11 protein-coding genes and 1 riboswitch are annotated in these 13,340 nt (G+C 30.6%); of the genes, 6 read left to right on the forward strand and 5 right to left on the reverse strand.

Annotated elements, in window-relative coordinates; genetic code table 11:
* Positions 1 to 287: 287 nt before the first annotated feature.
* Positions 288 to 1,115, reverse strand: coding sequence for an alpha/beta hydrolase (locus CLFE_RS05350; protein ID WP_207651350.1), 828 nt, complete (start codon positions 1,113 to 1,115; stop codon positions 288 to 290).
* Positions 1,116 to 1,599: 484 nt separating this feature from the next.
* Between CLFE_RS05350 and hpf the strand changes: the two genes are divergently transcribed.
* From hpf to CLFE_RS05370, 4 genes are all read left to right on the forward strand, one after another.
* A complete protein-coding gene (gene hpf / locus CLFE_RS05355; protein WP_077834206.1) occupies positions 1,600 to 2,124 on the forward strand; it encodes a ribosome hibernation-promoting factor, HPF/YfiA family in 525 nt (174 codons plus the stop codon).
* A gap of 224 nt (positions 2,125 to 2,348) precedes the next feature.
* Positions 2,349 to 4,868, forward strand: a complete 2,520-nt coding sequence (gene secA, locus CLFE_RS05360) for a preprotein translocase subunit SecA (protein ID WP_077892519.1) — start codon at positions 2,349 to 2,351, stop codon at positions 4,866 to 4,868.
* Between the two features lie 110 nt (positions 4,869 to 4,978).
* Positions 4,979 to 6,086, forward strand: a protein-coding gene (gene prfB / locus CLFE_RS05365) for a peptide chain release factor 2 (protein WP_432706061.1) whose coding sequence is annotated in 2 segments (ribosomal slippage) — positions 4,979 to 5,044 and positions 5,046 to 6,086 — 1,107 coding nt in all. Because the reading frame shifts where the segments join, the coding sequence is not laid out codon by codon here.
* A gap of 28 nt (positions 6,087 to 6,114) precedes the next feature.
* Entirely contained in the window at positions 6,115 to 7,053 is a 939-nt protein-coding gene (locus tag CLFE_RS05370) for a DUF4931 domain-containing protein (protein ID WP_077892521.1), read from the forward strand.
* Between the two features lie 29 nt (positions 7,054 to 7,082).
* Here the strand turns inward: CLFE_RS05370 and CLFE_RS05375 are convergent, their stop codons facing one another.
* Positions 7,083 to 8,426 (reverse strand): M28 family metallopeptidase, encoded by a 1,344-nt coding sequence (locus CLFE_RS05375; RefSeq protein ID WP_077892522.1) that lies wholly within the window; start codon positions 8,424 to 8,426, stop codon positions 7,083 to 7,085.
* Between the two features lie 170 nt (positions 8,427 to 8,596).
* Here CLFE_RS05375 and CLFE_RS05380 point away from each other — a divergent pair, with 170 nt between their 5' ends.
* Entirely contained in the window at positions 8,597 to 10,753 is a 2,157-nt protein-coding gene (locus CLFE_RS05380; protein ID WP_077892523.1) for a Tex family protein, read from the forward strand.
* 62 nt (positions 10,754 to 10,815) lie between these two features.
* A riboswitch (FMN riboswitch) is annotated at positions 10,816 to 10,932 on the forward strand.
* A 74-nt stretch (positions 10,933 to 11,006) separates the two neighbouring features.
* On the forward strand, positions 11,007 to 11,636 hold the full coding sequence (locus tag CLFE_RS05385) for an ECF transporter S component (RefSeq protein WP_077892524.1): 630 nt from the start codon (positions 11,007 to 11,009) through the stop codon (positions 11,634 to 11,636).
* Positions 11,637 to 11,649: 13 nt separating this feature from the next.
* Here CLFE_RS05385 and rimI read toward each other — a convergent pair whose 3' ends face one another.
* Genes rimI through tsaE form a run of 3 tightly spaced genes read right to left on the reverse strand, consistent with a single transcriptional unit; the run spans position 11,650 to position 13,257 of the window.
* Positions 11,650 to 12,096: a ribosomal protein S18-alanine N-acetyltransferase gene (gene rimI / locus CLFE_RS05390; protein WP_077892525.1), complete on the reverse strand. Its 447-nt coding sequence runs from the start codon at positions 12,094 to 12,096 to the stop codon at positions 11,650 to 11,652.
* On the reverse strand, positions 12,089 to 12,802 hold the full coding sequence (gene tsaB / locus CLFE_RS05395; protein ID WP_077834214.1) for a tRNA (adenosine(37)-N6)-threonylcarbamoyltransferase complex dimerization subunit type 1 TsaB: 714 nt from the start codon (positions 12,800 to 12,802) through the stop codon (positions 12,089 to 12,091). Before tsaB ends, rimI begins: the two co-directional genes overlap by 8 nt.
* Complete coding sequence (gene tsaE / locus CLFE_RS05400) at positions 12,799 to 13,257, reverse strand: tRNA (adenosine(37)-N6)-threonylcarbamoyltransferase complex ATPase subunit type 1 TsaE (RefSeq protein ID WP_077892526.1); 459 nt, start codon at positions 13,255 to 13,257, stop codon at positions 12,799 to 12,801. The genes tsaB and tsaE overlap by 4 nt, the downstream gene beginning before the upstream one ends.
* Between the last annotated feature and the right edge of the window lie 83 nt (positions 13,258 to 13,340).

Consider the following 13,340-nt stretch of genomic DNA (forward strand, 5'->3'; position numbering starts at 1 on the left):
TTTAAACTAGAATTACTTATTGCTAACTTTATAACTAGTAATACTGATAAAATTCTTGCTGCATAAAATTCAGCTATTACTGCTAAATTTCTTGGAATAGATTCATTTTTTAATAATATTGTTTTCTAATGATAGCATTAATACTTGGTTATTTAGATGAGAAATAGAAAAAAATAAACAAGAAGGGACGATTAAGTGGACTTATGTAAAAATATGATATGTGTTTACACAAAGCATAAAAATTTGGTTTTTAATTGATTACTTAATAAGAAGGAAATCACAGTATGCTAAACACTCGTCTTAGCGTACTCACATACATATTTTTTTCTTGGTAAATCTGCACAAAAGTCATATATTATATCGGCAACAATCTTCCAGTTAGAATCTAGCATCATATCATGGGATAAATTATTTAAGATAATTGGTTTGGTTTTGTAAAATTTGGCTGTTAAAGCTACACTTTTTGCAGAAACAATTTTATCACATTTTGATCCAACTATTAGCATAGGAATATGTACATTTAAATTTTTGGGAACAATACTAGTGAATATTTCTAGTGAAGCTTTTTTAGATTCAAGTTGTATTAAGTTTGAATATAATTTTAGTTTTTCTGATGGTATATTGTCATCTACATATACCTCAAATGGAAATCTTACATTTTCACAACTAAAAGATTTTTTGGCTTGTCTAACATTTTTGAATTGTGTAAATAGAAGTTTTATCAAGTCTTTAAACATTCCACTATGTGGAACAGACGATAGAAGAACTGCTGCTTTAACGTTTTTAGGATGTAGGGATAATATCTTTTGAACTACCGCACCACCCATTGAATGGCCAATAAGTATTACATTTTCATCTAATTGATTCATTACCTCCATTACGTCATCTGCATATTGTGATAAGGAAAAAGAATCAATATCATTAAATCCTTCACTTTTACCATGTCCACGTAAATCTAATGCATATACTGGAAAATTTTTAGATGAAAAATATGGAATGAAGTTTTCTTGCCAGCACCACATTCCATGGCTTGCACCATGTACAAAAAGTAAAGTTGGAAGATTTGAAGATTTTTCAGGTAATTTTTTCAATATCTCTAATTTTATTTTTACCATCCCCTAATATTTATTGCGTTGATTTTACATATAATTAAAAATATTAAGATATTAAATTACACTAACTTTATACAAATTATATAACAAAATGACATGAATGTCAATATTTTCTATAAAATTTACAGGGAATAACCATGATATATTATAATGTAAAAAACAAGAGATAAGAAGTAAATAGAAAAACAAAAAATAAAATTTAATTATAAGAAAAAATAAAATGCGCATACTAAATAATAAACAAACAATTAACAGAATAAACTGAAAATATGAATAATTCAAACAGAAAAGGTTTAAAAGAAATAGAAAATAAGAGTAAGGTAGATATAAACTTGTCTAACATATAGTTTATTTGGTTTATTCAACTTGTTTTGTCATTTAGAAGAAGTTAAAATATAGTTATAGAAGTTAAAATTAAGTTAAGATAAAGATATATAATTGAAAATCAATTGTACATCTATATTGGGTTTAGAGAGGGGCTGAAATTATGAATTTAATAATTAGTGGAAGAAATTTGGAAGTCACAGCAGGACTTAGGGAGGCTGTCGAGAAACAAATATCAAAACTTGAGAAGTACTTTAAACCTGAAGTTGAGGCACATGTTACATTGAGTGTTGAAAAGAACAGACAAATAGTTGAGGTCACAATACCTTTTAATGGTGTGATTTTAAGAGGAGAAGAGTCAAACGATAACATGTATGCTTCAATAGATATTGTTGGTGATAAACTTGAAAGACAAGTGAGAAAACAAAAAACAAAGCTTGAAAGAAGAAAATATTCAGATTCTTTAAGATTTAAGGAAATTCCAGATTATCACAAGGAAGAAGAAGAGGCTCAAATAGTAAAAACTAAAAGATTTGCTATAAAGCCAATGTCTGAAGAGGAAGCAGTACTTGAAATGGAGCTTTTAGGGCATAACTTTTTTGTATTCCAAAATGGTGATTCAAATGAAGTAAATGTAGTATATAAACGAAAAGATGGTAATTATGGTTTGATAGAACCAGAATTTTAGTAAAAGAGTAAGGAATTTTCCTTACTCTTTTTTTGTAAATGTTAATTTTTTGTAGAAATTAATGTTTTAAGCTTATATAAAGTTGAATGATTATTGAATAAATGATATAATCTATTAGATATTAAATTAATCTATTTAAGGTAAAAAATAATGCTAATATTATAAATGCTTAATATTACCGCATTTTAAATAATATTATAAAATTTATAGTGAGGATGAATATTATGGGACTGTTAGAGAAAATATTTGGTACATATAGTGATAAAGAAGTAAAAAGAATTATTCCTCTTGTTGATAAAGTAGAGGCACTAGATGGATCAATGCAGGCTTTAAGTGAGGATGAACTTAAGGCTAAAACTGCAGAATTTAAACAAAGGTATGAAAATGGGGAAACACTTGATGATTTACTTGTTGAGGCATTTGCGGTAGTAAGAGAAGCTTCATCAAGAGTGCTTGGCTTAAAACATTTTAGAGAACAAATTATAGGAGGTATTGTTCTTCATCAAGGAAGAATTTCAGAAATGAAAACTGGTGAAGGAAAGACATTAGTTGCAACATTGCCTTCATATTTAAACGCTATTACAGGTAAGGGAGTTCATGTAGTAACAGTAAATGATTATCTTGCCAAAAGAGATATGGAATGGATGAGCCAGCTTTATCATTATCTTGGATTAACTACAGGTGTAATAGTACATGAACTTGATCAAAAACAAAGACAGGATGCATACGGCGCGGATATAACTTACGGTACAAATAATGAATTTGGATTCGATTATTTAAGAGATAATATGGTTATATATAAGGAAGAAAGAGTTCAAAGACCGCTTAACTTCTGTATAGTCGATGAGGTGGATTCAATACTAATCGATGAAGCAAGAACCCCTCTTATAATTTCAGGTGAAGGGGAGAAATCCACTGAGTTTTATAAAGTTGCAGATAACTTCGCAAAAATGTTAAGAAAAGAAAAGGATTTTACAATTGATGAAAAAACAAACTCTGCTATATTAACAGATGAAGGTGTTGCAAAAGCAGAAAAGTATTATCATGTTGACAACTATGCAGATCCAGAGAACATGGAAATACAACATCATACGTCTCAAGCTTTAAAGGCAAATTATTTAATGAAGCTTGATAAGGATTATATGGTAAAAGATGATGAAGTAGTAATAGTAGATGAATTTACAGGAAGACTTATGGAAGGTAGAAGATATAGTGATGGACTTCATCAGGCTATAGAAGCAAAAGAAGGTGTTAAGGTTCAAAAAGAATCAAAAACACTTGCTACAATAACCTTCCAAAACTATTTCAGAATGTATGAGAAACTATCTGGTATGACAGGTACAGCACTTACAGAAGAAATAGAATTTAGAGAAATATATGGTCTGGATGTAGTTGTAATTCCAACACATAGACCAATAGCTAGAATAGATGCATCAGATATAGTATATAAAACTGAACTTGGAAAATTCAAGGCAGTGGTTGAAGATATAGCTGAAACTAACAAAAAAGGTCAGCCAGTACTTGTTGGTACTGTAAGTATCGAAAAGTCAGAGGTACTTTCAGCACTTCTTAAGAAAAAGGGAGTACGTCATCAGGTTTTGAATGCTAAGTATCATGAACAAGAAGCGGAGATAATATCTCATGCTGGAGAAAAGGGAATGGTAACTATAGCAACCAATATGGCAGGTCGTGGTACCGACATAAAGCTTGGAGATGGAGTAATTGAACTTGGTGGTCTTAAAATAATTGGTACAGAAAGACATGAATCAAGGCGTATAGATAATCAGCTTAGAGGTCGTGCTGGTCGTCAAGGTGATAAAGGTTATTCAAGATTTTATGTTTCTTTAGATGATGATCTTATGAGAATATTTGGTTCTGATAAGCTTAAGAGCATGGTCGAAAAGTTAGGTCTTGGAGACGATGATGCAATAGAAAGTAAAATGGTAAGTGGTGCTATAGAGAACGCTCAAAAGAAGGTTGAAGGTAATAACTTTGATATAAGAAAAACTCTTATTCAATATGATGATGTAATGAATAAGCAAAGGGAAATTATCTACAAACAGAGAAGTGAAGTTCTTGAAGGTGAAAATTTAAAAGATCAAATAGATGCAATGGTAAAAGATATAGTTTATAATGCTGTTGATGCGCATATGAGCGGAGTTGATGAAGAACTTGAAGCTGATATTGAAAGCATTTTAAATTATCTTGATGATATATGTGTTCCAAGAGGTTTAGTGGAAGTAGAAGAACTTTCAACTATGTCAAATGAGGAAATAAAAGAAAAGCTTTATTCAATAGCTAAGGATATATATGAGAAGAAAGAAGAGGAGTTCTCAAGTGAACAAATGAGAGAACTTGAACGTGTAATTCTTTTAAGGGTTGTTGATACAAAGTGGATGGATCACATAGACAGTATGGAGCACTTAAAACAAGGAATAGGACTTAGAGCATATAAACAACAAGATCCTACTCAAGCATATCAAATGGAAGGAAGCGAAATGTTTGAAGAGATGGTAGAAACAATAAAGGTAGAAACTGTTAAGTATCTATTCCATGTTCAAGCAGAAAGAGCTCCTGAAAGAGAGAGAGTTGTTAAAGAAACAGAAATAAATTATAGTGGAGCCGATACTGGTGATACTAAAAAGGAACCAGTAAAAAGAAAAGAGAAAAAAGTAGGAAGAAATGATTTATGCCCTTGTGGTTCTGGTAAAAAGTACAAAGATTGTTGTGGAAGAAGAGCGTAAATAACAAAAGTAAAATTATTGAAATGAAATATACCTGTTCCAAAAGTCTCTAAATTTAAAGGCTATGGTGCAGGTATAAATTTATATATAAAACTGAGAGGGTGAATTTTTTGTTAATAAAGATTGAAGAAGCAGCTTCAGTAATAAAAGAAATAGAAACTATGACAAAAGAAATGAGGGCTTCTCTTTGACTTCGATAAAAATAGAAGTAGAATAGATGAACTCGAAAGAGACATGCAGGAACCAGATTTCTGGAATGATGTAAAAAGAGCACAGGAAATAAGCATGGAAATAAAATTTCTAAAAGGAAGAATTGATAGATTTAATTCCATTGAAAGTAGAATTGAAGATAACAATGTGCTTATAGAAATGTGTAGAGAAGAAGAAAATGAAGAAGAAGCAGAAGAAATATTAAAAGAAGTTCGAGATTTACAGAAAGAAGTAAATAATTTTAAAATAGAAATAATTTTATCTGGAGAATATGATAGAAACAATGCTATTTTAAACCTTCATACAGGTGTTGGAGGTACAGATGCACAAGATTGGACACAAATGCTCCTAAGGATGTATACAAGGTGGGCAGAGGCTAAGGGTTTTAAGGTAAACATAGTAGATATGCTCCCTGGTGATGAAGCAGGTATAAAAAGTGTTACAATAAATGTTGAAGGTGAGTTTGCCTATGGATATTTAAAAGCAGAAAAGGGAATACACAGATTAGTGAGAATTTCTCCTTTTAATGCAAATGGTAAAAGGCAAACCTCATTTTCATCTGTAGAAGTACTTCCACAGCTTACTCAAAGTCAAGATATAGTTATTAGACCAGAAGATTTAAGGGTAGATACCTATAGAGCTTCAGGAGCTGGAGGACAGCATGTAAATAAGACAGAATCAGCAGTAAGAATAACTCATATTCCAACAGGTATAGTGGTTCAATGTCAATCAGAAAGAAGCCAACATTCTAACAAAGAAACTGCTATGAATATGTTAAAATCAAAGCTTGTTGAATTAAAAGAAAGAATGCATAAAGAGAAAATAGAGGATTTAGCTGGTGAACTTAAGGATATGGGTTGGGGAAATCAAATAAGATCTTATGTATTTCAGCCATATACTATGGTTAAGGATCACAGAACTGGTGTAGAAACTTCAAATGTAAATGCTGTTATGGATGGAGAAATTGATAACTTTATAATAGAATATCTAAATAAAGAAAGCTTTTAGTTATTGTTGCTATAAAGGAGGCATAACTTTGAGTATAAGAAGAAATAAAATAAAAAACACTACTGTAATAATAAATAAAAGAAGAGCAGAAAGACCTATTGAACTAAAAAATAAGGATATAATTGAGAGAAAAGTGCAGTATGAAAAAGAATGTCCGTTTTGCCTTGGTAATGAATACAAAACACCCTTAGTAATTTATAATACAAATAAGCCTTATTACGTTAAAGTTTCTGAAAATAAATATCCTATTGTGAAAGAAAAAAGTAAAGACAATAAAGAGATTTTTGGGCAGCATTATGTGGTGGTTGAAGGAAAAAATCATAGTGATAACATGCATGAATTTACAAAAGACCAGCTTAAAGAAATTATAAAAGCATATGAATATACAGTGGATAAATTATATGAAAATGAAGACATAAAGTATGTTCAAATATTTAAAAATTGCGGTAAAGATGCAGGGGCATCACTGAAACATCCTCATTCTCAAATAGTTGGAATAAATATAATGCCAGATAAAATTTCTGAGGAAATAAATAATAATAAAAAGTACTATGAAAAAAATGGAGAATGTTTTTATTGTAGTACTTTAAAAAATGAAATCAAAAATAAAAAAAGAATAATCAAAGAAGGCAATTATTTTACTGCTTTTTGTCCTTATGATTCTATGTACCAATATAAAGTAACTATAATTAAAAATAAACATAAAAGTAACTTTTGTTTGAATGATTTAGAAATGATGGAATTAGCAGAAATAATTGCATTAGTATTGAGAAAGCTAAATAATATTAAAGAAAACTGCAGCTACAATATATGTTTTCATTTTTTAAAAGAGGAAAATGATTTTTACCATTTTTATTTAGATATAATACCTAGACTTAATCCAATGGGTGGGTTTGAGTTAGGTACAGGGATAATGATAAATACAGTAGACCCTGATATTGCAGCTGAAGCTTATAGAAATAACTAACTTATGCACATATATGCATAAGTTAAGTTTTATTTTGTCTTTTTTAAAATGAATACAATTGTAATTAAGGAAGATAAAATAAAGCCACACAATGAAAAGAGAGTTATTTCTTTATTGTATAATATAAATGGATTTGATGCGTATGCCTTATTTATGATTTCTTTAGAAGCTACCTCAAAGCATGTATCAATAGCAGCTGTAGAAATATGTGAAGCTGTGTCAGAAGGTGTATGAATTCTTGAGGTATCATTATCACAAAAAGTAAGTGCAGATATTTTATTATCCCTAAAAGGAGAATGATCACTGGCATTTTCAAATAAGTAATTAAAAGGTACGTTATCCTTAGAACATATATCTGCTGTTTCCCTTATTAAATCAGTATTGGCAGAATCTTTTTTTGCGCCCATAATGCAGAGAGGTGTTTTAGAACCAACCATATCAAAATTAAATTCGCTAGCAGTTTTAATTGAGGATAAATATTTATTTACAAAAGCTTCTGAACCCTTAAGGCCAAATTCTTCTCCATTAAAGGCAGCAAATATTATGTCTCTGTCGGGTGTACCTAAGGATTTTAAAAACTTACTCATTTCGATAATAAAACTTACACCAGAAGCGTTGTCCAGTGCACCATGATAGATGTTGCCATTTAAATCTTCACCAACATGATCAAAGTGTGCAGATATAACTATAGGATTTTTAGAACTTTTCCCCTTAATATAACCTACTATGTTTTTTAAGTTGGTTTCACTATTTTCATAAGGTATAAAGCAATCCACTATATAACCATTTTTAAGATAATTTTTTAGTTCATTTAAAGTTTGTTCAGTTGTGGATACAAATAGTGAGTAAGGACTATTTTCATCAAAAGAACTTCTAAATGATAGGTTATCTTTTTCTGGACAATAGAACACATATATGTTGTTTCCTGAATGAACTTTTATATAGTATTTGCTTTCGGAAAAACTAAAATTTTTGTAAAGAATAGGGTGATTTTGTTTAAAGCTAAGTAAATCTTCTTTAAAATCTTTACCGTAGGTATAAGTCTTTACTAAAGTATTTGTATTATCTATTACTTTTAAGTAAGGAGTACCAGCTACTTTTTTTGGATAGTTGGTTTTAAATACTTGATAATAATAATTTGAGTTGAATTTTTTTAGATTTTCAGCTTCAAATTGGGCTTGTATATACCTTGCAGCTTCTTCGTTTTCAAGAGTACCACCAAGTCTTCCTTTGAAATCACTATTAGATAAAAAATCTATGTTTTTTTTGACAGCATTAGCATTGAATTTATGTATGCTGTGGTATTTATAAAAACTAAAGCCAAACAGTAGTAGAAACAAAATTAGAGGTATTACCATAAGTTTTTTTTTCATATATCTCCATCCTATAAATTCGTTCATATATTTCTATGTAATAAAAAAAAAGTATATTACATTAAAGTTGAAATACCCAAAGTTTTTGTTTTATAATGTTAAAGTATCAAAAAGAAAGATGAGGTGAAAAGCCCGGATTTATTAAAGATTAGAGATCGGGTGAATTATTTATGAAAGATATAAGTACTAGATTGGCTGAGAAGCTAAAAATTAAGGTTAGTCAAGTTAACAATGTAATAGAAATGTTAGATGAAGGGGCAACAGTGCCTTTTATAGCAAGATATAGAAAGGAAAGAACAGGGGGACTAAGTGATGTTACTTTAAGGGAATTAAACGAAAGCCTGATTTATCTTAGAAACCTTGATGATAGAAAAGAAACAGTAATAAAGTCCATAGAAGAGCAGGGAAAGCTTACAGATGAATTAAAAGAAAAAGTATTAAAAGCAGAAACAATGACAGAAGTAGAGGATTTATATAGACCATATAAGCCTAAAAAAAGAACAAGAGCAACAATAGCACTTGAAAAGGGATTAAAGCCTCTTGCAGACGAAATTTTAAGTGGAAAATTCAAGGATAATATAGAAGAGTTTGCAAAGACCTTTATAAATGAGGAAAAAGGTGTGAATTCTATGCAAGATGCACTTAACGGTGCTGAGGATATAATAAGTGAAGTTATATCAGATAATGCTGAATTTAGAAAATGGATAAGAAAGTACACTTACAAGAGTGGTATTTTAGAAACTCAAGGAAGCAGCAGTGAACCAACACCGTATGAAATGTACTATGATTTCAAGGAAGCTGTAAGTAAAATTCCACCACATAGAGTTCTTGCAATAAACAGAGGAGAAAAAGAAAAAATTCTATCAGTAAAAATAACAACAGATGATGAGAAAATAATAAATTACCTTGTTTTAAATTGTTTGACAGGAAATAATGTAACTGATAAGTACATAGAAGAGAGTATTAAGGATTCACTTAAGAGATTAATATATCCATCTATAGAGAGAGAAATAAGAGCTGAGCTTACTGAAAAAGGAGAGAATTCAGCTATTGAAATATTTAAGGCTAATTTAAAAGCTCTTTTAATGCAGCCACCAATTAAGGGAAATGCTGTTCTTGGATATGATCCTGGTTTCAGAACAGGCTGTAAAATTGCAGTTTTAGATGAAACAGGAAAGCTTTTAGATACAGCTACGGTTTACGCTACAGCACCACAAAATGATGTAGAAGGTTCTATAAAGACTTTAAAAGAGCTTATATATAAATACAATGTAGGGGTAGTATCTTTAGGTAACGGAACTGCTAGTAGGGAATCTGAGGAAGTAGTTACAAGACTTTTAAAGGAAGTAAAGCAGGAAAAAGGAATGGATGTTTATTACGTAATAGTTTCAGAAGCTGGAGCATCAGTTTATTCAGCATCAGAGCTTGCGGCAAAAGAATATCCAGATATAAATGTTTCTTTAAGAGGAGCTATTTCTATAGGAAGAAGACTTCAAGACCCATTAAGTGAGCTTGTAAAGATTGATCCTAAATCAATAGGTGTTGGCCAATATCAGCACGATGTAGCACCTAAAAAAATGGATGAATCCTTAAAAGGAATAGTTGAGGATTGTGTTAATAACGTAGGAGTAGATCTTAATATAGCAACTCCATCGCTACTCTCTTATGTATCAGGTATAAATGCTAATATCGCCAAGAATATAGTCGAATATAGAGAAGAGAATGGAGCGTTTAGTAACAGAAAAGAGCTTTTAAAGGTGAAAAGACTAGGACCAAAAGCTTTCGAGCAATGTGCAGGATTTTTAAGAATAATGGATGGAGATAATGTGCTAGATAACACTTCTGTTCACCCTGAATCCTATAAAAAAGCGGAGGAGTTTTTAGGTAAACTAGGTTATAAAGCAGAAGATATAGCAAAGGGAAACTTAAAAGATATTGATAGCAAGGTAAAATTCTTTGGCATAGAAAAATTAGCTGATAGTCTTGATATAGGAGTTCCAACACTTACAGATATAATAAGTTCAATAAAAAAACCAGGAAGAGACCCTAGAGAAGAAATGCCAAAGCCTATATTAAAAACAGGAATTATGGACATAAAACAACTTAAACCAGGTATGGTGCTTATGGGAACAGTAAGAAATGTTGCTGATTTTGGAGCTTTTGTAGATATTGGGGTTCATCAGGATGGACTTGTTCATATAAGTCAACTTTCAGACAGCTTTGTAAAACATCCTCTTGATGTAGTAAAAGTAGGAGATGTAGTAGAGGTTAGAATTTTAGAAGTTGATGAAAAAAGAAATAGGATATCCCTAACTATGAAAAAGTAGTTTTAAATTAAAAACATATTGAATTTATTCTAATAATGATATATAATATATAAAAAATATAAAATAATCTTCAGGGCAGGGTGAGATTCCCTACCGGCGGTATAGCCCGCGAGCCTTTTTAGGTATGATCTGGTTAAATTCCAGAGCCGACAGTAAAGTCTGGATGAAAGAAGAGTGCATTAAATTTGGTATGTATGCCCTGGCTTTTAGTCGGGGCTTTTTTAATGTCTTGAAGGTTTTAGGAGGAGTTAACTTGAAGAATTCAAAACTTAGTACTTTAATCAAAATTTCACTTTTATCAGTAATTGGCTTTATACTTATGTTTATTGAATTTCCTATTCCAATTTTCCCTGCTTTCTTACAAATAGATATAAGTGACTTGCCAGCACTTTTAGGAGCCTTTGCAATGGGACCTATAGCAGGAATAATAATAGAACTTATAAAAAATGTTCTTCATCTTTTAAGAACTCAAACAGCAGGTACAGGAGAATTGGCAAACTTTATAGTTGGTAGCATGTTAGTTTTAGTTTCAGGAGCTATGTACAAGCATAAAAAGACAAAAACAAATGCTGTTATATCACTTAGTACAGGAGTTATTGTAATGTCTGTGGTTGCAAGTGTATTAAACTACTTTATATTCTTACCATTGTACGAAACATTACTTCATTTTCCTATAAAAGAAATTGTTAAAACAGGTCATGCTATAAATTCATCAATAAATGATTTGAATAGTTTTGTAGTGTATTCTATACTACCTTTTAACTTACTCAAAGGTGTTATCATTTCGGCATTAACTATGGTAATGTATAAAAGAGTTTCACCAATACTTCATAGAGAAACTGAAGAGCTAAGTAATAAAAAAGTAGAAACTATGTTAAAATAGCAGGATTAACCTGCTATTTTTCATTTCTCCACATTATAAGAGCATCTTCATTATTGTCGCTGTAATATTTTTTCCTTATGCCCTCTTCTTTAAATCCGAATTTTTTATATAGATTTTGAGCTACTATATTTGATACTCTGACTTCTAAAGTCATAGAGTTTATATTTCTAATGGAGCATAGCTTTATAAGTTCTTTAACAATTAAGTTTCCAATACCTATCCCTCTAAATTCAGGATGAACTGCTATATTAGTTATATGTCCTTCATCAATTATGAGCCACAACCCCCCATAGCCAATTACAACATTATCTTTTTTTATCACTAAATATTTAGCAAATTTGTTATTTAGTTCACCCTCCATAGATTCTTTTGTCCAAGGTGTGGGAAAGCACAAATTTTCAATAGCAATTATAGAATCTATATCTTCTTTTTTTAAGGGATGCACTGTTAGATTACTCATCTATACTCATACCTGTCCTTTTTTCGTATTCTCTCTCGGCTTGAGATTTTCTTATATATATAGGTTTAGAGGTTATTAAATCGTCTTCAACACCCGATTTTAATAGCTTCATACCTATGTCACATAAGCTTGAGGACCTTACTAAATTAAGATGTGCAGGAGCGAAGTGCGCATCTTCAAGGTTTTCCTGAAAAAAATCTTTAAATTTAAAAGTTGCATCACCTATGAACGTAACCTTTGAATTATAAGTTTTTAGTAGCTCAAGAAGTTCTGTAATATGCATAGCATCATAATCTGTAAGTCTTTTTAGTGTGTCATTCTCAAAGGTATATAATGCAGTATAAACATTATCTCTAAGTGCATCTAACACTGGACATATTATTCCAGAAGAGTATGCCATATTGTGAGCCAAGGCATCAAGAGAAGATACACTTACAAACGGTTTTTTTGAACCTTCACTTAAGCCTTTAATAATTGACATTCCAATTCTAAGTCCAGTAAAGGAACCAGGGCCCTTTGAAACAACAAAACCATCTAAATCTTCAACTTTTAGATTAACTGTATTTAACATATTATCAATCATAGTCATAAGTATTACTGAATGTTGCTTTTTATAGTTGAATGTAATTTCTCCTAGAAGTTTATCGTCATCCATTACAGTACAAGTAGCCGCCTGTGTAGCAGAATCAATAGCTAAAAGTTTCATATCTTAATCTCCTTTACATAATCATATCTTTTGTCAGTAAACGTAATTGTTATTTTTCTGTAATTTTCACCTTGGTTTAGAAGTTTGTTTATTGTAACTTCAATATGCTCAGGTGGGATTATACTCCTGATGTAGTCTGACCACTCTATAACACTTACAGCATCACTAAAGATATATTCATCAAAGCCTATGGCGTAAATTTCATCAGGATCATTTACTCTATAAACATCAAAATGATATAACTTAAGTCTCCCTGTATATTCATTTACTATGTTGAAAGTTGGACTTGTTATGTATTCTTCAATATTAAGTCCTTTCGCAATACCCTTTGTAAAATGGGTTTTACCAGAACCTAAATCTCCATTTAAACAAATTATATCTCCTGGCATAGCTAAAGCACCTAATTGTTCACCAATACTAAAGGTTTTATCAACACTATCCACAATAAATTCCATAAAATCACCTCGTTTTGTGAATTTCATACCTATTAAGTTTATATCAAATATACAAAAAATAAAAGACATAGGGCTTAAATTAA

It is taken from the genome of Clostridium felsineum DSM 794 (assembly GCF_002006355.2).
Lineage (GTDB): Bacteria > Bacillota > Clostridia > Clostridiales > Clostridiaceae > Clostridium_S > Clostridium_S felsineum.